Below are 26,018 nucleotides of genomic sequence, written 5' to 3'. Positions count from 1 at the left end.
CTTCCTGTCCCCCGGCAAGCAATACTGAACACCCAATTCTAGCCGAAAGGCCGGCCACGCTGGTCACGTGTCCGGCCTTTCACTGCGGGCTTGAGGCTACCTGTTTGTGGTTACTGCCACCGCAAACTGAACTTGGCTTAGTAGCGGTAGTGCTCCGGCTTGTAAGGGCCTGCAACATCCAGGTCCAGGTAGTCCGCCTGGTCCTTGCTCAGTTCTGTCAACTCCACGCCAAGCGCATCCAGGTGCAGGCGTGCCACCTTTTCGTCCAGGATCTTGGGCAGGACGTAAACCTGCTTCTGGTATTCGCGTTCCCCTGCCGGCTGGTCCTTCTTGGTCCAGAGTTCAATCTGCGCGATCGTCTGGTTGGTGAACGAGTTGCTCATCACGAAGGACGGGTGGCCCGTTGCGTTGCCCAGGTTCAGGAGCCTGCCTTCAGACAGAACGATGATTGACCGCTCGGAGTCGGAGCCGGCATCGAAGACCCACTCGTGAACCTGCGGCTTGATCTCCACCTTCTTGACCCCGGGAACCTTCGCAAGTCCGGCGATGTCGATCTCGTTATCGAAGTGGCCGATGTTGCCCACAATGGCCTTGTTCTTCATGCCCAGCATGTGCTCGGCCATGATGACGTCCTTGTTGCCAGTGGTGGTGATGAAGATGTCACCCTGGGCAAGGACAGACTCCAGCTTGGCCACCTGGTAGCCGTCCATGGCGGCTTGCAGGGCACAAATGGGGTCGATCTCGGTAACTACGACGCGCGAACCCTGGCCGCGCAGTGCTTCTGCCGCACCCTTGCCGACGTCGCCATAGCCACAAACCACGGCAACCTTGCCGCCCATGAGGACGTCCGTTGCACGGTTGATGCCGTCCGGCAGCGAGTGGCGGATGCCGTACTTGTTGTCGAACTTGCTCTTGGTGACGGAATCGTTGACGTTGATGGCCGGGAACAGCAGCTTGCCCTGTTCCGCGAGCTGGTACAGCCGGTGCACGCCAGTGGTGGTTTCTTCCGTGACGCCCTGGATCCGGGCTGCCACGCGCGTCCACTTCTGCGGGTCCGCGGCCAAGGTCCGGCGAAGGAGGTCCAGGATAAGGACGTACTCTTCGGCGTCTTCCTCGGTCGCTGCGGGAACAGCGCCTGCAGCCTCGAGATCGACGCCCTTGTGCAGCAGCAAGGTGGCGTCACCGCCGTCGTCCAGAATCATGTTGGGACCCAGCTCCGGGTTTTCGTCCGCTCCCGGCCAGGTGAGGATCTGCTCAGCGGTCCACCAGTATTCCTCGAGGGTCTCGCCCTTCCAGGCGAAGACGGGAACGCCTTGCGGATCCTCCGGCGTGCCTTTGCCGACGACGACGGCCGCAGCGGCTTCGTCCTGGGTGGAGAAAATGTTGCACGAAGCCCAACGGACCTCGGCACCCAGAGCGGTGAGGGTTTCAATGAGGACGGCTGTCTGGACCGTCATGTGCAGCGAACCGGCGATGCGGGCGCCCTTGAGCGGCTGCGAGGGGCCGAACTCAGCACGAAGGGACATGAGCCCCGGCATTTCGTGCTCGGCGAGACGGATCTGGTGGCGGCCTGCCTCGGCAAGGGAAATGTCAGCCACTTTGTAGTCGAAAGTCATGGAAGTCCTTATAGATGTTTAGGCGTACCGTGCGGGATTGCTGTTCTGGAAGTACGTCAGGCTTTGGCGTGGTGCTGGCCGGAACTTGCGGCGTTGGAGGCAGCAAGCAGTTCCGGGGGCAGAAGCAAGGGAATGCCGTCCTCGATCGCGTAACGGACCTTTTCACCGTTCTCGGCGGCAGCCGTTGAAACAAGCTCCTCGCCCTCCTGGACCAGCGGTGAGCCCGTCACGGGGCAACGCAGGATGGACAACAGTTCAGGACTGACCTTTGGCATGAATGATGCTCCCTGGATGGCGCGGGTGTGGCGCCGCTGGCGGATTTATCTGCAGATTCCAGCCTACAGCGCACGACCATCCCCAAGGAGCCGACGACGATTTGAGTCCCGGGGTTGCCGCAGTTGGCTCAGCCAGAACGGACTTAGGACGGTTCGCGCAGAATCCGCAAGTGGCCACGGCGCGTACCTTCAACCATGGCGGGCGGCTCGACATGCGGCCGACTGGTACGGGGTGGGGTGTCCGTTGCCGCTGAGGCGGCTTCCCGCACGGCGTTGGCGAGTGCCAGCAAGTCATCCGGGCCAGGCTCCGGAGGTGTTGTTGGCATAGCCAGGCGAAGGACTTCCCAGCCCCGTGGAACCGTAAGGGATTCCGCATGCTGGGCGCAAAGATCGTACGCATGCGGTTCGGCGTACGTGGCCAGCGGGCCGAGGACCGCTGTGGACTCGGCATACACGTACGTCAAAGTAGCCACCGCGGATTGGCGGCAGGCGGACCTTGAACACTGACGAATAGCACCCACAACATCCCAGATTAGCGCCCTTTGGCCCATACTCTGCGCATTGGCTGGCCGTGCCCGCCCGGAAGCTGCAGTCTGCGCCGGTCACGGCGCGCTGTTCGCCATGATGTCGCGTTGGCGGTTCCTCGGGACTAAAGTCGATATATGCAGTCACAGCCACATGTTCCTGGCTTCACAATCCGGTGGACTGACGCCGAAGGCGATCAGGCAAAGGAACACACCGGCGCGGATGTCCGTGGTTTCCGGCGGCGCCGGAGAAACCGTCACGGCAGAGGACTGCGTGGGGAACTCATGCTCCCCAGTCTTCCCGGCTTCCGGACCCGTGCCGAGCGTTTCGACGACATGGTGCTGGACTCAGCCGAACGCCTCCAGGATATGTGGGGCAAGCAGTTGGATGGCGTGCTCTTCGCCGTCGACGAAATCCCGCCGAACCTGGAGCAATTGGTCGCCGAAGGTACGGCAGCTCCCATGGGTTCCTACACTCCCGGCAGCCGCGGCGAAGCACCGATGATCACTGTGTACCGCCGTGTGGTGGAACAGACTGCCGGAACACGGGAAGAGCTGCAGGACCTCGTCCACGACGTCGTGGTGGAGTACACCGCGGAAATGCTCGGCGTACCACCAGAGACGCTGGATCCTGTGTACCGGCGTCGTTACCAGTAGCGCCGGTACCCCTAAGGCCTAGTGGCCTAAACGCCTAGTAGCCCACTGTCACGGGAACTTTTTCGAGCCCTGCAGCAGCGTCCTGGATGCCCAGAACTGAGACGTCGGCGCGGTCCTGCCTACCCAGGACAAGTGCCCCATACACAGGGTCCCCTGATGCTGAAACCACGTACCCGGCAACCACTGCCTGTCCGGATTTTGCTGGAAGTTCGATCAGCGATGTTGTGCCACCGGACATGTCCACGTCCACGGACTTGCCCACTTTCCCATCGGCTGTCACCGGTGCGTAGCTGACAGTTGCCCGTCCCTCCGGGACACCGAAGCTGAAGAAGCTCTGCCCGTCACGGGGCACTGCGACCACATGCTGGCTTCCCAGGCGGGCCGAGGACGGCGACCAAGCGAAATCCGTTGGTTCCTCCGCTTTAGCCCCCCGTGCAATCCGGGTAGCAGCTACGAACGCGACGTCGGAACTTGCGCTCACGGTGTAGCTGCCGGCAGGAACGCCGTCGAGGTCCAACGTAGCTACGGTGCCGCCCTTGACGGTGACTACTCCCCCGTTGGGGAGCTGGCGCTCACCGTTGGCGCCGTACAGACGGACTTGAACCACGGCGTCCGTGGACCCAGGTACGGCTATTTGAAGCGCGGGAACGGCATCGGCAAAGCCCGATTTGCTGCCCAGCGCCTTGATCGCTGCTGCATCCTGAATGTCGACGCCGGCCATCACCTGGAGATTGGACGGCCCGGAACCTGGGGACAGGAACTCCACCCCACCCGGCACAAGTCCACGCAGCACGCTCTGCTGGATGGTCCCTGCAACGGGTCCGCCCGAGCTGCGTATGTGCACTGCCAGTTGGGATTCCCCGGGTGCAAGGCCGGCAAGGTTTATCGCCCGCGTTGTCCCTGGAGCCACCAAAAGACCCCGTGCGCCAGGCGCCTGGATCTGTCCCTGGGCGCCAAAGAGGTCCAGGTTGACGGTAGCGGGCGTTTCCGAGGCATTGCTGAGGTTCAGGACCGCCGTCCGGCCAAGCCCGGTGTCCGCACCCAAAAGCCAAGCGTCGTTTCCGGGCTGCTGACACGGAGCCGCCGCAAGGCCGCGGAGGTCGCCGTCCTTGGCTGAATAGCTCAGGTTCGCGGCCAAGGAGGCTTGTTCGTTTCCGATCGGGTCAGCAGCCACCACGGTAGGTGCGGTCACAGGGCTGATGGATGCAGCCGCTGCCGCCAAAACCGGTGGACCGGAAGTGGGCGATGGTGTGCTCATGGGGGTCTTGGCAATTTCCGCAACTGCGTCCCCTGCCAGCGACATCACTTTACTGCCCGGAATGGTGCCTGCGGGATTGCTCAGGACCAGTGCGTTAAGCGCACTGGTGGCTGTGGTGGAAACCGGGCTGAACTCAGCATCAGTGTCCACATCGGTTCCCGTGACAAGGCGCGCAGGTTCCGGGCAAACGCCCAGGGAGCGGCCCGCAGGAACATCGGCTTGCCGGACGTCCACTGCAGAGCCGCCAGAGGGCGCTGGAACCATCGAGGTGGCCGCAACTGCTCCGCCTCCCGCCGCCAGGATCACTGCTGCTGACAAGACCCCAGTGATGATCCCCTTGTTGGAACTGCGGGCGCCCTTGCTGGAACTGCGGGCATCCTTGGCGGAGTTGCGTGCATCTTTGGTGGAACTGCGCGTCCCGTCATCGTCCGCCTGCTTCTTTGGGTCCTCAGACACTGCTGTACTCCTTACGGAGGGAGACTTCGTCCCTCGACATGCCGGTTCGCGAGCGGCGGGCGGGCATCGGAACTGCCAGCAGCACGGTCAGTCCGAAGACGACGGCCTGCAGGATCCCGAACCAAAGACCCCAAGGGTTGGTGTACCGGATTTCCAGGTTGCCTCCGCTGGCCGGAAGTTCGAAAGCCTGGGCCCATCCGGAGGTGGCCGACTTCAGCTGTCGCCCATCCATCCAAGCACTCCAGCCGGGATCGGACCGTTCAGCCAGGACCACCCGACGGCCCTCGTCACCCGCGGGCACCGCTGCGTCAACGGACACCTCAGCTGAGGGCAGAGAGCCGATGGCCTCACCTTGGGCGTTGAGAATGCGCACCCTGTGCGTGGTGTCTGCGGCGGTAGCGGCAGCGGAATTCCGCGGGGTTACGCGCCACAACCACCCGGCGTCGGTTTGTCCAACAGCAACAAGGCCCGGGACGGCGTCGATCCTGCTGGCGGTCAGCTGGGCCGCGTCATCAGCGGCCTTGAGCACCACAAAACCGGCGCCGAGCTGCTCCAAATCATTGCGGGGGTCCACCCCTGTGCTCGCCACAATGGTGGCCACTGCCCTGCGGAGGGAGGCGGTAGCGGCGTCGTCGGCAGCAATCTCTTCGCGACCCGGCGCCCCAATAATGGTCCTGGCCGAAGCGATGGTGGACAAGTTGTCCAGCGTAGTCCCTGCACCACGCATCAGCGAGGACGTAAAGGCACCCTGCTCGCCGCTGGTGATAACCAACGTCCGCGTACGTTCGGGTCCCTCTCCGCGGTCGACGGCGGTGGCTGGCAAGGTGTCGTTATCCACCGGCCACACTTGGCGGGCCGAGCCCAAAGATGGCTTCTTACTGGCCTCTGACGGTGTGGCGTCAGCGGTTTGGGCAGCCGTTGGGGCCTCGGATGAGGGCTGCAGGACGTTTTGTCCTGCCCATGCCACCATCCCGGCCAACGGTCCGCAGACGAGGAGAGCCAGTGCCACGCCCGAAGCTACGCGCCGCAAGGGCGACTTCCAACGGGCGGCATCAGTCGTTCTGGTGGGAACGGCGAAGATTTTATCGGCGCCTAGCAACGCCGCACCGAGCAGCAGGATGCCCGCCGCTGAAACCGCCGGTCCGGTGAAGGGACCAACAATCACGTTGTTGTTGACGCCTGTGGCCACGTGGCCCATCAGCCAACTGCTGGCCAAGGTAGCCAGCGCGGCCAACCAGAAGACGCGTGCCAGGACGGTGCGCTTACCAGGAAGGAACAGTGCTGCGACAGCCAGGAGAAGTACTGGCACGCTGACCAGCAGAGCAAGCAACAGAGCCCAGGGCACAGCGCCAGGCCCGAACATCCCAAGACCTGTGAGGCCGCCGTCCATCTCGAACGCCAGGGGCTGGCCCAGGAACTGTTGCCATAGCGGTGCAGCGTCGAAACTGAGTGGCAAGCCCGGATCGGCCAGCAAGGACCGGGGGCGGTCAAGTACCGAAATTCCATAGGGAATGAACAGTGCGGCGCTGGGCAAAAGCGACCACCAGAGTGTCTTGCCCCGCGGTCCGAGCACCACGGCTGCCAAGACGACGACCACCGTAATGGGCCCCAAGAGGGACGGTGCCGATGCAGTGATCGCAGCCATAGCCAAGCCCGCAGCCGCCGCAGCGGTCCAGGACGGCGTGCCGTTAATGCCCGGTTTACCGAGCACGAGGGCCGGGCGGCGCGTGAAAGGTAGCCGTGTGGCATGGGCACGGCCTATCGCCGAACCCGAGGCACGTATTAGCGCCAGCATCAGCAACGGCATCAGGACGTGGGCCACCAAAGCACCTGGCCTGCCCTGGTTTATGGCAACCAGCAATGCAGGCGCCCCGGACCAGGCAAGAGCGGCAACAATCCGGAACCGGCGCCGGGTGGTCAAAGCCCCTGCAGCGAACCAGGCACCGATTGCAGAGAGTGGCATGGCCAGGATCAGCAACCACACTGTTGCCGAGTTGCCATCGCCACCGCCAAACAGGGAAAGGAGCCACAACACGTAAGCGAAGGGATCGGCGTGCCCGGGCAGTCCCGCACCGAGGGAAATCCACCACGTGGAGGCGTTGGCCCAGATATCGGAGGGTGACTCGGACAATGGGAGGAGCCCTCCCCCCGCCACAGTTCCCGTGCGAAGGAGACCGAAGAGCCCAATGAAAGAAGCGGCGAACGCGATGAGGCCGGCAGCGACTGCGCCGGTGCCAGCCCATCCGCGTTCGTTGGTGGCCAGCGCTGCGAAATCGTCAGAGGCATCGCCGCTGGGTTCGGGGGCGAGAAGATCCGAGGCCACAGTAGTTTCCTCGCTGGGGCGGATGGCCTCCAGCAGGGAACGCCTGTTGGCACGGACTTCGCGCGACGACGCTTGGAGGCCCCGGACCACCGAACGGTGCAAGCGGCGGGTCTTCGCGGCAATCCGGCGGCCTCTTGCAATAGCGAGGGGCCGCACCAAGCCGGCGACGGTGGCCGTGAACTGGGAGAATCCGTAGCCCGGTTCCTTGACCAAAACACTCAGCACCAGACGGACGAGTGCGCCCAAGAGCGCTCCCACAGCCTGGAACGGCAGGTTCCACCACGGCGTGTGTTTGAGGCGCATGTGAATTTGTGCTTTGCGTGCTGCGGAGGACGTACCCAGACCGTGCGGTCGGTGCTCCACATGGAACATGCGCGCGCTTGGCACCACCACCACGCGGTTACCGGCAAGCCAGTTGCGCCAGCAGAAATCGACGTCGTCTCCGCTGCCCGGCAAGGCAGGGTCAAAACCCTGCAACTGCTCCCAAACGTCCCTGCGAATCAACATGCCGGCAGAGTTCACCGCGAAGGTGTCAGAGCGGGCATCGTACTGCCCTTGGTCCACTTCGTCGGCGTCGATCAGTGTGAGGCGTTCGGCCCAGCGACTGGTGGACAAGCCAACGTCCACCACATGACGGTCGTCGTGCCACCCAAGCTGCTTGCAGCCGGCAACAGTTACCGAAGTGGTCCGTTCCACGGCGTGGAGAAGCTCGGCCAAGGCGTCAGGAGCAGGAGCGGCGTCGTCGTGAAGGAGCCAGATCCATTGGACAGCACCGGCCGCTTCAGCGTCTTCGGCTCCATCGTTGGGTGCAAGCTCGTCCAGGCCCGCCTGGACAGCGGCACCAAAGCCAGACTTTGGCTGGACGTACTTGGTGACGTTTGCTTGCCCCAAGGCGTCCCGGAGCAAGTCGAGGGAGTTGTCAGTGGATCCTGTATCAATGCCAATGGCGGCATCTGCCGAACGCGTCTGGTCCGACAGTGCCGCCAAGGTCCTGGGGAGATAGTTCCCGCCGTCGTGGGAAACCACGACGGCGGTAACGTGTACTTCCTTAAGAATTAGACTGCCCGCTTCCTTAGCCGGCGACGTTCGCGCTCGGAGAGCCCGCCCCAGATGCCGAATCGTTCGTCGTTTGCGAGGGCATACTCAAGGCACTGAGAACGGACGTTGCACGCTCCGCAGACCTTCTTCGCATCCCTCGTTGATCCGCCCTTTTCGGGGAAGAATGCTTCCGGATCCGTCTGGGCGCACAGGGCGTCTGTCTGCCAACCGAGTTCGCCCTCGTCATCGAAGTCGCCTTGGCTCGGCAGTCCGATCCACACCGGCTGTCCTTGGATTTCCTGGGGACGACGCAACTCCATCGGAGGGTCGTCCACATCTTCGTCCGGCCCGGCAGGCAGGTCGCCAATCAACGCCTCGTGTGCAGCGAGGAGGGCAGTTGCCTGATCCTCCAACGACTGCTGCACGTTCTGGTTGTATCGGTCTGCCGCTTCCGGATCCGCCGGGTCCACGTACCAGTCCCCTGGTACCTCCCGCGAACGGTATTTCACCGACGCATGTTCTGCGACGACTGCATCTTCCTGGATACGCAACGCTTGCCCCATGGCGTCCCTCCTGATTTTGCAGCTGCTGCTTGGATGTATTTCCGATCCCCGGCGTTGTTCCGGGAATCTGTGCAGCGGCGTTGATTACTAATTACACGCGTGTAACTACCTGCCAGTCAAGCCGCGCCGGGATAATAATCAAGAATCTGTAGAAACGTGGGATGCGCCACGCCCAACGTTTTCCGCCGTGGCGCGGCTGGTTGGAGGAAAAACGGAAGCCCCGCATCACTTTGCTTGAACAATTCCTGACATTCCGCGGAATTCCCAAGATCACGCCCGGATGTCCATCGATTGGACTTAACGGAGGTGTGTCGCATTTCACATTTCCCCGTGGGGCGGCGGCCCCACCGTGGCAGGATTGATCCATGAGCATCCCGGCAGCGAACCTGATGACCACCCTGCGATCCGGCCATTCCACCTCCCCGAGGCTGACGTGGTACGGCCCTGATTCCGAGCGCGTGGAGCTCTCCGGGCGGGTCTTGGACAACTGGGTTGCCAAGACCAGCAACCTGCTGCAGGACGAACTGGACGCCGAGCCGGGCAAGGCTATCCGGTTGGACCTTCCCGCACACTGGAAATCCTTTGTGTGGGCACTCGCCGCCTGGCAGTTGGGCATGGAGGTGGTCTTCGATGGCACAACCGCTGACCTGCTGGTAACAGACACTCCCGACGACGGCGCCGGGGCCGGCTTCGAGGCGGTCGTCGCCGTGCCGCTCGCGGCACTTGCGATGCGGTGGCCCGGCGACTTGCCACCCGGCGTCGTGGACTATGCCGCGGAAGTACGGTCCCACGGTGACGTCTTCATGGCACACAGCGAACCAGAAGCCAGCCTTCCGGCCGTCCGCGGCAGCGCGGGCCACACACATGACAGCCTTCTGGACGGATTCGCTGCACCCCAGGAACCCGGTGTCCGGCTGCTGGTTCGGGCGTCCGACGGTTTGGAGCCGGGGCTGGCAGCGGCGTTGGGCGCGTGGAAAGAAGACGGCTCAGTGGTACTGGTGCATCCCGATCTGGAAGTGACCGGGCACCTGCTTGAGAATGAGCGCGTTAGCCGATCCTGAGATCAGTTCTTGATGGAGGGCAGCTCGCCGGTTGAAGGTCCTCCGCTGCCCGCCTCCGCAGCTGACTTCTCCTTGTGATGGAGCTCCAGGATCTCGTGGTCGTGAGAGTAGGCCGGCTCGGCATCCAACTCTTCGTTGAAGACCCAAAAGCGGTATGCGAAGAACCGGAAAATAGTGCCCAGGACGAGTCCCACGACGCTTCCTGCGATAAACAGCGATGGCTTGTCATTCAAGTCCAGCACGTACTTGGCGAACCACACGCAACCGGAGGCAATAAGCAGCCCGACGAAGTTCATGACGGCAAACAGAACGGCTTCACGGACCACGTTGGCCTGTTTGCGGTGACGGAAGGTCCAGAAGCGGTTGGCTACCCAGGAGAACACGCTTGCAACGATCGTCGCAATGGCCTTCGCCCAGACTTCGCTTCCGTGCATCGGGCCGGAAAACAGCCAGATGTAAACTGCCGAGTCAATGACAAAAGCAACACCGCCTACGGCGCCGAACTTTGCTACCTCGCGCCAAAAAAGCGAGGCAAGTCCGCGGATGCGATCTGCAAGTGTGGTGATCATGACCCTCCATGGCCGTTGAAAAGTGGGCCGATGGGCCACATCCATTTTAGCGCCCATTTCCAACCGTTCCCTTTGAGTCCCCTGTGAGAACGCCGATGAGGGGCCTGCACCACATCGAGATGGTGACGTTACAGCGGCTGAATCAGTGTTCCGGCCGCTGGTTCGGTAGGCTGAACCTTGTGACTTTTCCAGTAATTGGTGTTGTTGGCGGCGGCCAGCTCGCACGCATGATGGCCCCGCCTGCTACCGCTCTAGGCTTCGAACTACGCGTTTTGGCTGAGGGCGAGGACGTTTCGGCTGTCCCCGCTGTGGCCAACGCCCCCATTGGCGACTACAAAGACCTGGACGCTCTGCTTGAGTTCTCCAAGGGCGTGGACGTCCTGACGTTCGATCACGAACACGTTCCTACACAACATCTGCGTGCCTTGATCGACGCCGGCGTGAATGTGCAGCCAGGACCTGATGCCTTGGTAAATGCGCAGGACAAGCTCGTGATGCGCGCGGCCATCGATCGCCTCGGGCTGCCCAACCCGGAGTGGGCCGCCGTTGACTCAGTAGAAGAACTGGTGGCCTTCGGCGACAAGATCGGCTGGCCTGTGGTGCTGAAGACGCCGCGCGGCGGCTACGACGGCAAGGGCGTCCGCATTGTTGACTCCGCCGATGACGCAGCTGATACTGGGGACTGGTTCCAGGCCATGAGCCCCCTGCTTGCCGAAGCCAAGGTGGACTTCAGCCGCGAGCTCTCCGCCCTTGTAGCCCGCACGCCCAGTGGCGAATCACGCGCCTGGCCGGTAGTCCACACCATTCAGGTAGACGGCGTGTGCGACGAAGTTATCGCCCCCGCACAGAACATTCCACTCGAAGTTGCCGCCGCAGCCGAGGGGGCTGCACTTCGGATCGCCAACGAACTCGGCGTTACGGGTGTCATGGCTGCCGAGCTCTTTGAAACCCCTGGGGTTGGCGCCGGCTTCCTCATCAACGAACTCGCCATGCGCCCCCACAACACGGGCCATTGGACGCAGGACGGATCCATCACCAGCCAATTCGAACAGCACCTCCGTGCGGTGCTGGACCTGCCGCTGGGCGCCACGGATGCTGTGGCGCCGGTATTTGTCATGAAGAATTTCCTGGGTGGGGATAACCAGAACCTCTTCGAAGCCTTCCCCATGGCCTTGGCTTACGAACCGGCAGCAAAGGTGCACTGCTACGGCAAGTCCGTGCGGGCGGGGCGGAAGATCGGGCATGTCAATCTGGCTGGCACATCTACCTCGGAGGTAGATTCCATCCGCCAACGCGCCACGGCAGTAGCCAACATCATCCGTGACGGCCGGATGCCCGCACAGACCACCCACGAGGAGACCGAATGACATCAGCATCAACAGCCCCGCTCGTAGGTCTCGTGATGGGCTCCGACTCCGACTGGCCCGTCATGGAAGCCGCCGCGGACGCCTTGGCTGAGTTCGGCATCCCCTTTGAAGCGGACGTCGTCTCGGCGCACCGCATGCCCACTGAGATGATCCGCTATGGCCAGACCGCGCACGAGCGCGGCCTTCGCGTCATCATCGCCGGAGCAGGCGGGGCCGCCCACCTTCCTGGAATGTTGGCTTCGGTCACTCCCCTGCCTGTCATCGGCGTCCCGGTTCCATTGAAGACACTGGACGGCATGGACTCACTGTTGTCCATCGTTCAAATGCCTGCCGGAGTTCCGGTTGCCACTGTCTCCATCGCCGGTGCCCGCAACGCAGGACTCCTTGCTGTACGGATGCTCGCCTCCGGCACAGACGAACTCGCAGACCGCCTTCGCGAAGACTTGCTCAAATTCGCCCAGGAGTTGAACGACGTCGCCACCAAGAAGGGCGAAAACCTGCGCCATAAGGTTGAAGAAGTCTTTTCCCCAGCAAATGCTTCCGCCCGGAGCAGCCACTAGGACGGCAGCGGATGACCACCATGCACAAGAACCCGAATCAGTCCGGCGCCGCCCTGACTGATCCAGTCCGCTATCCATCCGGGGCCAGCGCCCCGGTGCGGACCAAACGCGCCTTCGTGCTGGTCCTCCTCACCCTCTTCATCCCCGGCAGTGCCCAGATCGTGGCAGGTGACCGCAAGCTGGGCCGCCTCGCCCTTCGCGTCACACTCACTGTGTGGGCCCTGGCTTTGCTGACGCTCTTGATTGCGCTGGTGAACCGGAGCATGCTGCTCAGCATCGTCACCCATCCCGTGGGCTCGCTGTTCATCATCGTTGTCCTCGTTGCCCTGGCTTTGGGCTGGGCCTACCTGTTCCTGAACACCTTGCGGATCATCCGGCCCAACCTGCTGGCCCCCGGGATGCGGCCCATTATTGCCGTGGTCCTTGCCGTGACAACAGTTCTGGCCAGCGGGTCATTGGGCTACCTTGCCTACGTGTTGAACGTCAGCCGCAACGCGATCGGCAGCATCTTCAACGCGGGCCCTGCCATCGATCCTGTGGATGGCCGCTACAACTTCCTGATGATGGGCGGCGACGCCGGTGACGACCGCACGGGTCGGCGTCCGGACAGCCTGTCGGTCATCAGTGTTGACGCCAAAACAGGTGAAAGTGCCATCATTTCCGTACCCAGGAACCTGCAGAACGCACAGTTCAGCGAGGGATCCCCCATGCGGAAGATCTACCCCGACGGCTATAACTGCGGCGATGAATGCCTCATCAACGCCGTCAACACCGAGGTCACCAACAATCACAAGGACCTGTACCCGGGCGTTGCCGATCCCGGCGCCCAGGCAACACTGGAAGCGGTGTCCGGGACCTTGGGTATCACGGTGCAGGCGTATGTCCTGGTGGACATGGACGGGTTCGCCAAGCTCATCGACGCCATGGGCGGCATCCGCATCAAGGCCGGCGGCTGGGTACCTATCAGCGGTCCCGTCACTGATGAGGCCAACGGGATCCACGGCATGCCCGATGGCTGGATCCCTGCCGGCGACCAACACTTGGACGGCTTCCACGCCCTCTGGTACGGCCGTTCCCGTGAATTCGTTGACGACTACGCCCGTATTGCGCGCCAGCAGTGTGTACAGCAGGCCATGCTCAAGCAGCTGGACCCTGGCACGCTGCTGACCAAGTTCGAGGACATCGCCAACGCAGGCACAAAGGTGGTGGAATCCAACATCTCCTCCGCGCAGCTCGGAAGCTTCGTGGACCTTGCCTTGAAGTCCAAGAGCCAACCGGTCAAGCGCCTCACTATTGGCCCTCCCGATTTCGATGCCTCGTTCTCCACGGTGCCGGACTTCGACCTGATTCACTCCAAGGTCCAGGAACTGCTGACCTCCCAGAACAGCCCCAAGGCCGATGACTCCATGGTGTCCAACAACGGCAGTGTGGGTTCCAATGTCGCGGCAGTGGGCCCGGTCCCAGGCAGCTTGCCGGCCGCGATGCCCGCGGGCCAGCAGCCCTCGCCGTCGTCCTCGGACTTCACGCCGGTGACCACCACACCGGACGGTACGCCCATCACGGAAGAACTGCTCAACGGCCTCAAGGCCCAGGGCGACGAGCAAGGCATCCGGGATCTCGTGGCAACCAATGGGCAATGCGCCCCGCTGTAGCCCGCAGCAGCACCACCACCTCACGTTCAGCGCGACGATAAGGACTTTCCTTCGTGTACCAGATTGAGAATGTTTTGCGACCCTACGCGTGGGGTTCGACGACGGCGATTGCCGGCTTGCTGGGGCGGCCCGCGTCAGGTGGTCCGGAGGCAGAAATGTGGATCGGCGCCCACCCTGATTCCCCGTCCACAGCCATTCATCCAAATGGGGTCACGCAACCCCTTGACGCCCTGATCGCCTCGGATCCTACCCATTTCCTGGGAGCCGACAGCCTTGCCGAGTTCGGGCCCCGGCTTCCCTTCCTCACCAAGATTCTGGCCGCAGAGCAGCCACTTTCTTTGCAGGTGCACCCTAGCTTGGAACAAGCACGAGAAGGCTTCGCCCGCGAGAATGCCGCCGGGATCCCCGCTGATTCCTCCGAACGCAACTACCGGGACGATAACCACAAGCCGGAGATGATTTTTGCACTCACGCCGTTCCGGGCATTGTGTGGGTTCCGCTCCCCTGCAGCAGCCAAAGGTGTTTTTGAGCACCTTGCCAAAGTGCTGGATTCTGCCGCGGCGGAGGTCCCCGCAATCATCAGCGGCGTAATTTCCGACCTCAGCGTGCCCAATGAATCCGAAGCCCTCAAAGCTGCCTTCACACGCCTGATCGAGGGCGGCAGCGAGGTCTCGGATGCCATTCAGGAGGTAGAAGCCGTCCTGCGTGCAGGCGCCCCCCAAGAGCCCCACGAAGATGCGCTGGCGGCAATGCTGGGAATCAACGAGGCTTTCCCCGGCGATCCTGGTGTGCTCATTTCCCTTCTCCTTAACCACCTTTCCCTGCAACCGGGCGAGGCCGTGTACCTGCCAGCCGGCAACGTACACGCCTACCTTCACGGCCTGGGTGTGGAAGTCATGGCTTCCTCGGACAATGTGCTGCGCGGCGGACTCACCCCCAAGCATGTGGACGTTCCGGAACTGATCAAGACCATCCGCTTCGAATCGATGGGTGTGCCCCACGTTGAAGCCGGCGGAACGGAGTTTGGCCAGGAACTGTACCGCCCGCCGTTCAAGGAGTTTCAGCTCCAACGGATCGAACTTGGCCCGGGTGCCGAACCGGTGCCGCTGGCACAGTCCGGTCCCGCCGTCGTCGTGGTTGTTGCCGGTTCCGTAGTGCTCGACTCGCCCAAGAGCGACCTCCCGCTGCAGCGAGGCGGCGCCGCCTTCATCCCTGAGGTAGAAAACCCAGTGAATGTTCATCCCGTTCAAGGCGCCACCGATACGAGTATTGCCTTCGCCGTGACCACAGGATTGGGTAAGTGAGCGTGGACTTCTTTCTGCAGACCCCCGCTTGGGCTGAGGTCCAGCGCTCGCTCGGCCGCCGGGTCCATGAGCAGTCAGGTCCCGGATGGAGCTTCCTCGCGATAGAGGAAAAGAACCCGGCGGGCAAAGTCATCTACGCCCCTTATGGGCCTGTAGCAAAGTCCGTGGATGCCTTCGACGCCGCGATGGCGGCCTTGGTGGAATTGGCGAAGAGGGAACGTGCCGTCTTCGTGCGGATGGAACCTGTATCAGCCGGCTTCGCAGCGTCCGAGGCCGATACGCTCCTTCGTTCCCGCGGCCTGCAGCCGGCGCCTGTGAACCTGCAGCCGGAGTTGAGTTGGATCGTGGACCTTGAGGGCGACTTCAAGGACGTTCTCGCCGGAATGAAGCCGACCAACCGGAATCTCTACCGCAACATCCACAAGAAGGGCGTGACTTTCCGCGCATCCCAGGATCCTGCGGACATCAAAGTTCTCCTGCATTTCCTCCATCTGACGGCAGCACGCAACGGCTTCAAGCCACAAAGCGATGAGTACCTCACCCAAGTGGCTGAATCTTTGTTGCCGTCCGGCGCAGGAACGCTGTTCATAGCAGAACTCGAGGGCGAGCCGATCGCTGCAGCTTTCACTTACGATTCCTCGGATACGCGAACCTATGCCCACGCAGGGCTGGATGACACCCACCGCAAGCTCAGTGCTGGCATTCCGCTCCTGGTCAAGCTCATGGCAGATGCCAAGGAGAAGGGCTTGAAGCACGTGGACCTCTGGGGCGTGGCACCTGAAGACCAGCCGGACCACAAATGGGCGGGCTTCACGTCCTTCAAGAAGTCCTTCGGTGGTCGCGAAGTAGCCTACCCCGGCACGTGGGACCTCCCAGTGAACAAACTCCGCTACGGCGCCTACCAACTGGCCAGAAAACTCCGCGACAAACTCCGCTAGGCCAGTTCCCCCAAGTCAACACAAGGAACGCGTGCCTCCACCACCCACTTTGACGCCGCCGACGCGGGGACACRCCGGCCATCACAGCGTGTCGGACCACGTACAGCCTCAAAGTAGGTCGCGACGGCACACCCACGGCCGCCGACCACCCCGGAAAGCACGACGGCGGCACTCGCCCGAGCGCCGCCGTCGAACCTAACCCGGAAGCGCACCTCGTGCCCCGGCTGACCACATGCACCTTCCCCGGCGACCCGGCAACGGCCAGGGCCGCGTACCGTCATGACCCTCTTTGACTCAACACTCACTGTGACACGCCCGGAATGACGGCATGTCGGACCACGTACAGCCTCAAAGTAGGTGGCGACGGCACACCCACGGCGGCCGACCACCCCGGAAAGCACGACGGCGGCACTCGCCCGAGCGCCGCCGTCGAACCTAACCCGGAAGCGCACCTCGTGCGCCGGCTGACGACACGCATCATCCCGGGTGACTCACCAACAGACCCCCGACACTCAAATCCGCGCGTCCCCACTCCATTTGCGCAGCGAAATCGAGCTCAGGTGTCACCACTCCCCCCCAAAAAAATCGCGCAAACCGGAGCCGGCTGGACACAAAGAAGGACGGCGAGTATCGCGAAAGCGGCATCAAATCGACGAGGTACGAGGAGATAGCCGCCGAGCGATGCTCGCCGTCCTTCTGTTAGCTAAGGGGTTACGGCTTGCGCGCGTACGTCTCCCACTTGGATGCGTGGTGCTCAGCATCAACGAACCGAACGGTGCCGGACTTGGAACGCATCACGATGGACTGCGTCAGTACGCGGTCCTTCGAGTAGCGAACGCCGCGGAGGAGGTCGCCGTCGGTGATGCCGGTGGCTGCAAAGTAGCAGTTGTCCGAGGTGACGAGGTCGTTGGTGGAGAGGACACGGTCGAGGTCGTGTCCGGCGTCGATCGCTTTCTGCTTCTCGTCGTCCGACGTGGGCCACAGGCGGCCTTGGATAACACCGCCGAGGGACTTGATGGCGCAGGCGGCAACGATGCCTTCCGGGGTTCCACCGATGCCCATCAGCGCGTCGACGCCGGTTCCGGACCGGGCTGCGGCGATGGCACCTGCGACGTCGCCGTCCATGATGAATTTGGTGCGTGCACCGGCTTCGCGGATTTCTTCCACGAGCGGGCGGTGCCGGTCGCGGTCCAGGATCATGACGTTGAGCTGGTTGACCTTGACGCCCTTGGCTTTGGCGATCAGGTGCAGGTTCTGCTTCACGGGCAGGCGCAGGTCCACCATGTCGGCAGCTTCAGGGCCTGTGACGAGCTTTTCCATGTAGAAGACCGCGGACGGATCGAACATGGAGCCGCGTTCGGCCACTGCCAGGACGGCAAGGGCGTTGTTGATGCCGAGGGCGGTCAGGCGGGTTCCGTCGATGGGGTCCACGGCGACATCGCACTCGGGACCGGTGCCGTCACCCACCTGCTCGCCATTGAACAACATGGGGGCTTCGTCTTTTTCGCCTTCACCGATGACCACGACGCCATTGAAGTGGACGGTGTGAAGGAACGAACGCATGGCGTCGACGGCGGCGCCGTCTGCCTTGTTCTTGTCGCCGAAACCTACCCAGTGGCCACCGGCAATTGCGGCGGCCTCGGTGACACGGACGAGTTCCAGCGCCAGGTTGCGGTCGGGTTCGTCGGTGCCGACGGCGAGCGACGGCGAAATCGTGGAATACTGCTGGGTCATTGGTGCAGGAGACACTTGAACCTCTTCTTCGAGTGACGATTCACGGGACCGGAACACGGTTGCACGAGGCAACCTGGGGTCCCTCTATGAACGATCATAGTCGCCGCATGCGTTTGGAGTCGCTGGATGACCACGGCCGGCAATTCCTGCTGTGAGGTTCCCGGTTGTGTGTTCACAGCCGGGATGAGGGACTATGGAGGGGTGAGTGAAACGCAGGACAAGCCCGCTGCCGGCAACCAGCCCAAGGCCGCAGAGGCAACCCCCAACAGCGCCCCGGACGCTATGGATGCCCCTTATAAACCCGTCATTCCGGCAAAAGCCGCCAAGCGGGCCAATGCCTCTGTCATTGGCATGATCATTGCCCTGGTGCTGTGTGTCCTGGCATTCCTTCCTATTGTGTTGATGAACCCCGCTCCGAAGGGTGAGGGCTTTCGGCCCGCCGTTGACGTTGCTTCCATAGCGCGCAACGCTGCCGATGTGGCGGGATTCACACCTGTCACGCCGGAAACCGGCGACACATTCAAGCCGAATTACGCCCGCTGGGAATCCGGCACGGGAACGGGCGTGCCCACGTGGGAAGTTGGTTACCTGACTCCCAAGGAGGCCTTCATCGGCCTCACCCAGACCACCAAGGCGAATCCCACATGGGTGCTGCAGCAGACCGGCAACATGCCAGTAACCGGCACCCGTAACGCCGGTGGCCAGGATTGGGAGCTCCACGATTCCGGCAAGGACAAGCGCAGCATGGTGCTCGAATATCGAGGAACCACGATCATTCTGAGCGGCACTGCCAACCTTGAAGAGTTCGCCACGCTCGCCGCCGCAGTGGTCAAGTCTGTAGACCAGGCAGCTGCAGCGTCCGAAACTGCGGCGCCGTCCTCATAGGCTCACCCGGCGCAACAGTTTTACGGCCCGCCACTTCCGGGCCGTAAAGTAATCAGGTGCCTACTTATCTGACTCCCGCCCTAGCCTGGCGACGCCTCCAAGAGGGCAACGAACGTTTTGTTGCCGGTGAATCCCTGCACCCCAACCAGGACGCGTCCCGACGCTCATCACTCATTGAGAACCAGAACCCCTTCGCCGTCATCTTTGGCTGCTCGGATTCGCGCCTCGCGGCCGAGATTATCTTCGATCTCGGCTTGGGCGACGCCTTTGTGGTGCGCACCGCCGGCCAGGTGATCGACGACGCCGTCCTCGGCTCCCTTGAATACAGCATTGCCGAGCTCGGCGTTCCACTGATCGTCATTCTTGGCCACGACAGCTGCGGAGCCGTGAAGGCCACCAAGGCCGCCGTGGAAACCGGCGAGATGCCTGCAGGGTTCATTCGCGACCTCGTGGAACGCATCACCCCGTCCGTACTGACGTCCCTGCGCAACGAACAGGAAGACGTCAATGACATGGTGGTGGAGCACGTCAAGCAAACCTCAGCGCGGCTGGCCGACAGCTCACGTGTGATTTCGGACGCCATCGACGACGGGCGCGTGGCGGTGGTCGGCTTGTCCTACAAGCTCGATGAAGGCCGTGCGGCCCTCGTTTCCGGGATCGGCAAGCTTTAGTGGACCGTGCTCCGGCCTCCGCGCCGGAGCACGTAGCACTCTCTCCCGGGTTTTCGATGCGAGCCCCAATCGCCCTAAGCTAGCCCCATGACTTCCACCACTGAGTTCCGTATTGAACATGACACGATGGGCGAAGTTCGCGTCCCCGTGAACGCCCTGTACCGCGCCCAGACGCAGCGTGCTGTGGAGAACTTCCCCATCTCCGGCAAGACGCTTGAGCGCACTCACATCGAAGCCCTTGCACGCGTCAAGAAGGCCGCTGCACTGGCGAACGCCGAACTGGGGGTGCTCGATGGTGAGCTCGCCGAGGCCATCGCCGCAGCTGCCGATGAGGTAGCCACCGGCAAGTACGACGGCGACTTCCCGATTGACGTCTTCCAGACCGGCTCGGGCACTTCCTCCAACATGAACACCAACGAGGTCATCGCTGAGCTCGCTTCGCGTGCCCTCGCCGCTGCGGGCAGCGACAAAGTGGTCCACCCCAACGACCACGTGAACGCTTCGCAGTCCTCCAACGACGTGTTCCCCACATCCGTCCACGTTGCCGCCACCTCCGCCCTGATCAATGACCTGATCCCGGCCCTGGAATACCTGGCAGCATCCTTGGACCGTAAGGCCGAGGAGTTCAAGGACGTCGTCAAGTCCGGCCGCACGCACCTCATGGATGCCACGCCGGTGATGCTCGGCCAGGAGTTCGGTGGCTACGCCGCCCAGGTCCGTTACGGCATTGAGCGCATCAACGCAGCACTCCCCCGCGTCGCGGAGGTCCCCCTTGGTGGCACCGCTGTTGGCACCGGCATCAACACTCCTGCCGGCTTCCCGGAGCGCGTCATCGAACTGCTCGCAGCGGACACCGGGCTGCCGCTGACCGAGGCCCGCGACCACTTCGAAGCGCAGGCAAACCGCGACGGCCTCATCGAGGGCTCCAGCCAGCTGCGCAACATCGCGATCTCCTTCATGAAGATCAACAACGACCTCCGCTGGATGGGCTCCGGCCCCAACACGGGCCTGGGCGAAATCGCCATCCCGGACCTTCAGCCGGGCTCCTCGATCATGCCGGGCAAGGTCAACCCCGTCATCTGCGAAGCCTCCATCATGGTGTGCGCCCAAGTCATCGGCAACGACACCGCGATCGCCTGGTCCGGGACCAACGGCGCCTTCGAATTGAACGTCGGCATCCCTGTCATGGCCGCCAATCTGTTGGAGTCCGTCCGCCTGCTGGCCAACACCAGCCGCGTCATGGCCGACAAGATGATCGATGGCATCACCGCCAACGTTGAGCGCGCCCGCTTCCTGGCCGAGGCTTCCCCCTCGATCGTGACCCCGTTGAACAAGTTCATCGGCTACGAGAACGCCGCGAAGATCGCGAAGATTGCCGTCAAGGAGGGCCTGACCATCCGCCAGGCCACAGAGAAGCTTGGCTTCGTCGGCGAGGGCGAAGGCAAGGTCACCGAGGCAGAGCTCGACAAGGCTCTCGACGTCACCACTATGACGTCCCCGGCTCACAAGAACTAATACTTAAAGCACGACGGCGGCCGGTACCTTTCGCACGAAAGGTGCCGGCCGTCGGCGTGCCCGGGAGTTTGTGTAAGGCTCCGCGCGCCTAAGCTCTACAAATTTTGCACTTTCTATAAAAGAGTGCAAAACTTTACTTTGTGACCAATAGTGCAAATATCGACGGCGGCCTCCGTGAGCGCAAGCGGGCCGCCACACGTTCGGCGATTACCGCCGTCGCCCGTTCCTTGACCGCAGAACGCGGGCTGAACGGATACACCGTGGAACAGGTCTGCGAAGAATCGGGTATCTCGCGGCGAACGTTCTTCAACTACTTCCACTCCAAGGAAGACGCGGTGATCGGCGCGTTCTCGGACGAACTCCCCCAGGACGCCATCGAAGACTTCAATCATGGGCCAGTACAGAACGCAGACAGCATCTCGAGCAATTTGCTCGCCGCCTTGTACCAGCTCACGTTGACCATCATGGAGCGTTCGGCAATCAGCCGGTCCGAGGTCCACCAGCTCATCGCCGCCATCAAAGCCGAGCCCCAACTCCTTGGCCGCATGACGCTTGAAGGCGAAGCCCGTGAGCGGCAATTCGCCGAACTCATAGCGGCCCGCGAAGGCCTTTCACCCGGGCACCCCGAAATCGTCATGGCTGCAGCCGTCTTCGGAGCCGTCTCAAAGAAGACTGCGCAGCAGTTCTTCTCCGAGGACAACGTCCGGCCCTACCGCGAACTTCTGCGGCAGAACCTCGCCGCAGCCCAAAAACTCTTTGCCCAACCACTGGACACCACACCTGCCGAAACCCCGAAGGATCACGCATGAGTACCCTTTCCAAGGCAGCCGAGCCGCTGCTGTTGACCCAGAAAAGGATCTGGATCATTTTCTCGGCGCTGATCGCAGGCATGCTCCTGTCCAGCCTCGACCAAACCATCGTTTCCACCGCCATGCCCACCATCGTTGGCAAGCTGGGCGGGGTGGAGCACCAGGCCTGGATCACGACGGCCTACCTCCTGGCCACCACCATCGTCATGCCGATCTACGGCAAATTCGGTGACATCCTGGGCCGGCGCAACCTGTTCCTCGTAGCCATCGCCTTGTTTACGCTCGCTTCCGTGGGTTGTGCCTTCGCCACGGATTTCTGGGGCTTCGTAATCTTCCGCGCCATCCAGGGCCTCGGCGGCGGCGGCTTGATGATTCTCTCGCAGGCCATCATTGCCGACGTCGTGCCAGCCAAAGAGCGCGGCAAATACATGGGTCCCTTGGGCGCTATCTTTGGCCTGTCGGCCGTTGCCGGTCCGCTGCTGGGTGGATTCTTCGTTGATCACCTAACCTGGGAATGGGCCTTCTACATCAACATCCCCATCGGCATCGCAGCCTTTATCACGGCATGGTTCGCCCTGACGTTGCCGAACAAGAAGGCTGAGAAGAAGATCGACATCCTGGGTGTCCTCTTCCTTTCCGCAGCCACCACCTGCCTCATCTTCTTCACTGATTTCGGCGGCAAGAAGGATGAAGGCTGGGATTCCCCACTCACGTGGGCTTTCGGAGCAGGTATGGTTCTGGCGGCATTTTCCTTCGTGATGGTTGAACGGCGCGCCGAGGACCCCATCATTCCACTGAGCCTGTTCAAGAACCCCATCTTCATCAACGCAACGGCCATTGGCTTCACGCTGGGCCTGGGAATGTTCGCGGCGATCGCCTTCGTACCTACCTTCCTGCAGATGTCCTCCGGGACCTCCGCCGCAGAGTCCGGTCTGCTCATGGTGCCGATGATGGTTGGCCTGATGGGAACGTCCATCTACTCCGGCATCCGCATCTCCAAGACCGGCAAGTATAAGATGTACCCGATCCTTGGTGCCTCACTGACCATCGCGGCCATGTTGTGGCTGACCACCCTGACGGCTGAAACTCCGATCTGGGTCATCTGTGTCCAGCTCTTCATCTTCGGCGCAGGCCTTGGCCTGATCATGCAGGTGATCGTCCTGGTGGTCCAGAATTCTGTTCCGGCAGACCAGATTGGCACGGCCACCAGCACCAACAACTACTTCCGCGAGGTGGGTGCCTCGTTGGGTGTCGCCGTGTTCGGTTCCATCTTCACCAACCGCCTTGCTGAATCCTTGACCAACGCTTTTACCGGGGCAGGTGCATCTGCCGAGCAGGCCTCGCAGTCCACCAGCACGCTGGATCCACAGGCCTTGGCCCAACTGCCTGAGCAGCTTCGGGATGCGATCGTCAACGCCTACGCCAACTCGCTGGCGCCCGTGTTCTGGTACTTGGTTCCGTTCATCGCCATTGCATTGTTGCTGGCCATCACGCTCAAGCAGATCCCTCTCTCCGACACTGCCGGCATGGTGGCGCGGGGCGAGGCCGTCGGAGGTGCAGAGGCTGAACGCCTCGAAGCCGAACGCCTGGAAGCCAATGTGGCCTCTGCCGAGGGACAAGAGCCCCGGCGGGCACCGGCTGACGCAAGCGCCAAATAGCTTAGTCCTCCACCTGGTACGCCACGGGGCCTTCGAGCTCCGTGGCAAGCCTGATGGCTTGAAGGTTTCCTTCGCTCATGTCAGGCAGTTCATCCAGGCCGAACCAGCCAACGTCGATCGATTCGTCATCGTTTACTTGAGCATCGCCGGAGACGTATCTGCAACGGAAGGTGATGTCCAGAAAGTCGCAGATGTCGCCATTCGGAAAGGTCACCGGACCTACAACCCCGACGGCGATGATCCGCTCAGTTTCGGCCACAACCGCAGTTTCCTCGAAAATTTCCCTGACCAGCCCGGGAGCCGGATGCTCGCCTGGCTCAAGGATGCCCGTGATCACCGTCCAGTGGTGATTGTCGGCCCTTTGGCAGAGCAGCACCCGGCCATCGTCGTCGAAAACCACTCCCCTGACCGCCGGCAACCAGAGCGGGTCATTCCCGATCTTCTCCCGAAGCTTGAGGATAAATTCCGGTGCGCCCATGGCGTTAGCTTTCCTTCAATTCGATCGTGGCCTGTGAGTTGCTCAACGTGAGCACGCCGTCGTCGAGATTCCAGTGAACAGGCTGCTCAAAGAGCTTGACGGTCCAGCCCTCGTAGCTGCCCTCAAGCTCCCGGCAGCCCATGGCGGAGGCGGCCATCGAACGCATTGCCCAGACATCGTCCTGGACCGAGACTTCCACATTGAGCACGTTGCACGGTGTCTTCACCAGCAGGGTCCACTCCCCGTTGACATGCGTGGAGCTGATCTGCAGCGGTTGGGTCCCGAGCCACGCTACGTCTCCAGTGGCATCGCTTCCGCGCACGGACGTAAAAGTGGAGCAACCCAGCGGACCGCCCTCGCAGAAGGGCTCCGGCTGCTGAGTCATGAGCGGTTGGATGCTGGCCCCCGGGGTTGCACCGGGAACGTTGCCCGATTGCCCGCAGCCGGAGAGCAGCAAAGTGCAGGTCATGGTGACCCCCAGTACGGACCAAAAACTACTTCCCTGCACCGCAGCTCCCTCCAGGCGTCTTGAGCGCATCAAACCATCTGGGCTAAGCATGCCGCAGCCCGGTGAACCGCAGAATACGCAGAAGCGTTGCAGTTCGGCCGCAGTTGGCCCCGGCGGCCTCCGCCCGAACGGTTCAAGCAGGTAAAAGCACCATGCTCACCAGGGCTCCTGCCAGCATGAAGGGTCCGAACGGGATGGCTGAACCCAGCGTGCCGCGCCTGGACACGAGGATCACCAGGCTCCACAATCCGCCGAGCAGGAAGGCAGCGAACGTGCCCGCGAAGACATGGGTCCACCCAAGGTAGCCGAGGTAGAGTCCAAGCACCCCGGCCAGCTTCACGTCCCCGAACCCCATACCGGGTGGATAGACCAGGCGAAGCAGGAAGTAGAACAGCCATAGCACGCCGCCACCGGCCAGCACTCCGAGCCCAGGGATACCGAACATCGAGGCATCCAGCCCAGGGTCCGGGCCGCCAACGAACACCAGGACCGCAGCGCCCAGCAATAGGACGCCGCCCACCGCATAGGAGGGAAAGACGATCCGGTTCGGCAGTAGATGGCTCCGGACATCAATGATGGTCAGGCGTACCGCCATCACTACGAAGTACGCGCAGGCAAGAACCACCAGCCAGAAGCCCAGTGGGCTGGCGTTCCAGAGGTCGGCGAGTCGTCGGATCACCCTGCAGATGCTATCCCGAATTCGTCCAGGGGCCGGGTTGAACGCGTAGGTAAACTGTGGATATGGGGCGCTACAGTGCAGGTGGATCAGGTTTCGGACCGGACTTCGGGTCTGGTTTTGCGCCAGCTAACGGGCATGGCGGGCAGGCGCAGGACTTGTCCTCCACATTCCGCAATCTGTCCCGTTCTTCACCATGGAAGTGGACCAGCCTTCGTTTCGAATACCTCGAACGGCCTGGCACTGGCGCCAACATGGTCCGTGCATGGCTCAGGCGGCCCGGCGCGCTTCGTCTGGAGACTCCCGACGGAAAGCTGCTGCACAGCACCACGGGCATCAACGATTCCCGCGACGACTTTTACGTCAGTGCGACGCGACGCTCATGGTTGCTTCCGGCGCACCTCGTCACTCCGGTTTACGACGCCGCTGGCTTGGTCCGTAGGCGCCCTGAGGCGGCCTACGGCGAGCCCTCCTTTGGGAACGGACGGCTGGCCGCAGCACTGGATCCGGTGGAACTTGCCGGTAATGCTCCCGTCCCCCTGGAGTTCCCGGATTCCAATCCCGTGTCTCTTGAAGAGCCTCGGGAAGTTGACCATGAGGGACGGTTGGCCTTGGAAACTGTGGTTACCCGTGGGCGAACCTACGTGCCCTTGGATCCTTCCCAACCTTTGGCCCATCCGGGACGCACGCTCATCAGGGTGGATGCAGGGACCGGAGTCTGCGTCGCCAGCCAAAGCCTGGACGGCGATACCGCAGGCAAGGGTCATTGGCTGAAGATCCTGGCCGTTGACGAATACATGCTGGACGATCTCTTCCTTGCCGAATCGATGAACCTGACCGACGTTCGGCGCCATATCTCCTGGGACATTGGCCCAGCAGCCTGACATCCCCACGCTCCACCAAGACTGTCACCAGCTCTGTGA

Annotated in this window: 24 protein-coding genes; 13 read left to right on the top strand and 11 right to left on the bottom strand. The window is 62.5% G+C overall.

Going from position 1 to position 26,018, the window contains the following annotated elements:
* Positions 1–137: 137 nt before the first annotated feature.
* From ahcY to AC1DCM_RS20940, 3 genes are all read right to left on the bottom strand, one after another.
* Entirely contained in the window at positions 138–1,616 is a 1,479-nt protein-coding gene (gene ahcY / locus AC1DCM_RS20950) for an adenosylhomocysteinase (RefSeq protein WP_477519563.1), read from the bottom strand.
* Between the two features lie 56 nt (positions 1,617–1,672).
* Positions 1,673–1,891, bottom strand: coding sequence for a Trm112 family protein (locus tag AC1DCM_RS20945; RefSeq protein WP_416418316.1), 219 nt, complete (start codon positions 1,889–1,891; stop codon positions 1,673–1,675).
* 143 nt (positions 1,892–2,034) lie between these two features.
* Positions 2,035–2,412 (bottom strand): DUF3499 domain-containing protein, encoded by a 378-nt coding sequence (locus AC1DCM_RS20940; RefSeq protein WP_477519562.1) that lies wholly within the window; start codon positions 2,410–2,412, stop codon positions 2,035–2,037.
* A 141-nt stretch (positions 2,413–2,553) separates the two neighbouring features.
* On the opposite strand from AC1DCM_RS20940, the gene AC1DCM_RS20935 reads away from it, so the two are divergent.
* Positions 2,554–3,072: a metallopeptidase family protein gene (locus AC1DCM_RS20935; protein ID WP_442016762.1), complete on the top strand. Its 519-nt coding sequence runs from the start codon at positions 2,554–2,556 to the stop codon at positions 3,070–3,072.
* Between the two features lie 34 nt (positions 3,073–3,106).
* On the opposite strand, the gene AC1DCM_RS20930 is transcribed toward AC1DCM_RS20935, so the two are convergent.
* From AC1DCM_RS20930 to AC1DCM_RS20920, 3 genes are read right to left on the bottom strand one after another with little or no spacing between them, the layout of a single operon-like run.
* A complete protein-coding gene (locus tag AC1DCM_RS20930; protein WP_477519561.1) occupies positions 3,107–4,786 on the bottom strand; it encodes a DUF5719 family protein in 1,680 nt (559 codons plus the stop codon).
* Positions 4,779–8,135, bottom strand: coding sequence for a glycosyltransferase (locus AC1DCM_RS20925; protein ID WP_477519560.1), 3,357 nt, complete (start codon positions 8,133–8,135; stop codon positions 4,779–4,781). Before AC1DCM_RS20925 ends, AC1DCM_RS20930 begins: the two co-directional genes overlap by 8 nt.
* Before the next feature lie 29 nt (positions 8,136–8,164).
* Positions 8,165–8,710, bottom strand: a complete 546-nt coding sequence (locus tag AC1DCM_RS20920) for a WhiB family transcriptional regulator (RefSeq protein ID WP_477519559.1) — start codon at positions 8,708–8,710, stop codon at positions 8,165–8,167.
* Between the two features lie 365 nt (positions 8,711–9,075).
* On the opposite strand from AC1DCM_RS20920, the gene AC1DCM_RS20915 reads away from it, so the two are divergent.
* The gene (locus AC1DCM_RS20915; protein WP_477519558.1) at positions 9,076–9,771 is read left to right on the top strand and encodes a TIGR03089 family protein; all 696 of its coding nucleotides are present in this window, start codon (positions 9,076–9,078) and stop codon (positions 9,769–9,771) included.
* 2 nt (positions 9,772–9,773) lie between these two features.
* Here the strand turns inward: AC1DCM_RS20915 and AC1DCM_RS20910 are convergent, their stop codons facing one another.
* On the bottom strand, positions 9,774–10,340 hold the full coding sequence (locus AC1DCM_RS20910) for a GtrA family protein (RefSeq protein WP_477519557.1): 567 nt from the start codon (positions 10,338–10,340) through the stop codon (positions 9,774–9,776).
* Positions 10,341–10,519: 179 nt separating this feature from the next.
* On the opposite strand from AC1DCM_RS20910, the gene AC1DCM_RS20905 reads away from it, so the two are divergent.
* Genes AC1DCM_RS20905 through AC1DCM_RS20885 form a run of 5 tightly spaced genes read left to right on the top strand, consistent with a single transcriptional unit; the run spans position 10,520 to position 16,161 of the window.
* On the top strand, positions 10,520–11,707 hold the full coding sequence (locus AC1DCM_RS20905; RefSeq protein ID WP_442016758.1) for a 5-(carboxyamino)imidazole ribonucleotide synthase: 1,188 nt from the start codon (positions 10,520–10,522) through the stop codon (positions 11,705–11,707).
* Positions 11,704–12,267 carry a 5-(carboxyamino)imidazole ribonucleotide mutase gene (gene purE / locus AC1DCM_RS20900; RefSeq protein ID WP_442002676.1) on the top strand — a complete coding sequence of 188 codons (564 nt, stop codon included), beginning with the start codon at positions 11,704–11,706 and terminating at the stop codon, positions 12,265–12,267. The genes AC1DCM_RS20905 and purE overlap by 4 nt, the downstream gene beginning before the upstream one ends.
* 11 nt (positions 12,268–12,278) lie before the next feature.
* The gene (locus tag AC1DCM_RS20895; RefSeq protein ID WP_477519556.1) at positions 12,279–13,919 is read left to right on the top strand and encodes an LCP family protein; all 1,641 of its coding nucleotides are present in this window, start codon (positions 12,279–12,281) and stop codon (positions 13,917–13,919) included.
* A gap of 53 nt (positions 13,920–13,972) precedes the next feature.
* On the top strand, positions 13,973–15,223 hold the full coding sequence (manA, locus tag AC1DCM_RS20890; RefSeq protein WP_477519555.1) for a mannose-6-phosphate isomerase, class I: 1,251 nt from the start codon (positions 13,973–13,975) through the stop codon (positions 15,221–15,223).
* A 2-nt stretch (positions 15,224–15,225) separates the two neighbouring features.
* Positions 15,226–16,161, top strand: coding sequence for a lipid II:glycine glycyltransferase FemX (locus AC1DCM_RS20885; RefSeq protein ID WP_477519573.1), 936 nt, complete (start codon positions 15,226–15,228; stop codon positions 16,159–16,161).
* Positions 16,162–16,872: 711 nt separating this feature from the next.
* Here AC1DCM_RS20885 and glpX read toward each other — a convergent pair.
* A complete protein-coding gene (gene glpX / locus AC1DCM_RS20880) occupies positions 16,873–17,895 on the bottom strand; it encodes a class II fructose-bisphosphatase (RefSeq protein ID WP_431120164.1) in 1,023 nt (340 codons plus the stop codon).
* 201 nt (positions 17,896–18,096) lie between these two features.
* Between glpX and AC1DCM_RS20875 the strand changes: the two genes are divergently transcribed.
* The 5 genes from AC1DCM_RS20875 to AC1DCM_RS20855 all read left to right on the top strand — a co-directional run bounded on the left by AC1DCM_RS20875 (position 18,097) and on the right by AC1DCM_RS20855 (position 23,433).
* The gene (locus AC1DCM_RS20875; RefSeq protein WP_477519554.1) at positions 18,097–18,780 is read left to right on the top strand and encodes a DUF4245 domain-containing protein; all 684 of its coding nucleotides are present in this window, start codon (positions 18,097–18,099) and stop codon (positions 18,778–18,780) included.
* A gap of 56 nt (positions 18,781–18,836) precedes the next feature.
* Complete coding sequence (locus tag AC1DCM_RS20870) at positions 18,837–19,451, top strand: carbonic anhydrase (protein WP_477519553.1); 615 nt, start codon at positions 18,837–18,839, stop codon at positions 19,449–19,451.
* 87 nt (positions 19,452–19,538) lie between these two features.
* A complete protein-coding gene (locus tag AC1DCM_RS20865; RefSeq protein WP_442016753.1) occupies positions 19,539–20,966 on the top strand; it encodes a class II fumarate hydratase in 1,428 nt (475 codons plus the stop codon).
* A 140-nt stretch (positions 20,967–21,106) separates the two neighbouring features.
* Entirely contained in the window at positions 21,107–21,775 is a 669-nt protein-coding gene (locus AC1DCM_RS20860; protein ID WP_477519552.1) for a TetR/AcrR family transcriptional regulator, read from the top strand.
* Positions 21,772–23,433 carry an MDR family MFS transporter gene (locus AC1DCM_RS20855; RefSeq protein ID WP_477519551.1) on the top strand — a complete coding sequence of 554 codons (1,662 nt, stop codon included), beginning with the start codon at positions 21,772–21,774 and terminating at the stop codon, positions 23,431–23,433. Before AC1DCM_RS20860 ends, AC1DCM_RS20855 begins: the two co-directional genes overlap by 4 nt.
* 1 nt (position 23,434) lies before the next feature.
* On the opposite strand, the gene AC1DCM_RS20850 is transcribed toward AC1DCM_RS20855, so the two are convergent.
* From AC1DCM_RS20850 to AC1DCM_RS20840, 3 genes are all read right to left on the bottom strand, one after another.
* Entirely contained in the window at positions 23,435–23,911 is a 477-nt protein-coding gene (locus AC1DCM_RS20850; RefSeq protein WP_477519550.1) for an NUDIX hydrolase, read from the bottom strand.
* A 4-nt stretch (positions 23,912–23,915) separates the two neighbouring features.
* Positions 23,916–24,419 (bottom strand): META domain-containing protein, encoded by a 504-nt coding sequence (locus tag AC1DCM_RS20845; protein ID WP_477519549.1) that lies wholly within the window; start codon positions 24,417–24,419, stop codon positions 23,916–23,918.
* A 133-nt stretch (positions 24,420–24,552) separates the two neighbouring features.
* A complete protein-coding gene (locus AC1DCM_RS20840) occupies positions 24,553–25,098 on the bottom strand; it encodes a prepilin peptidase (RefSeq protein ID WP_477519548.1) in 546 nt (181 codons plus the stop codon).
* 62 nt (positions 25,099–25,160) lie between these two features.
* Here AC1DCM_RS20840 and AC1DCM_RS20835 point away from each other — a divergent pair, with 62 nt between their 5' ends.
* Positions 25,161–25,979 (top strand): hypothetical protein, encoded by an 819-nt coding sequence (locus tag AC1DCM_RS20835; RefSeq protein WP_477519547.1) that lies wholly within the window; start codon positions 25,161–25,163, stop codon positions 25,977–25,979.
* Positions 25,980–26,018: the final 39 nt, after the last annotated feature.

The organism is Paenarthrobacter sp. 10N417, assembly GCF_056394745.1.
Note: the sequence above shows the minus strand (reverse complement) of the source record. Positions and strands in the feature narration are given on the sequence as shown.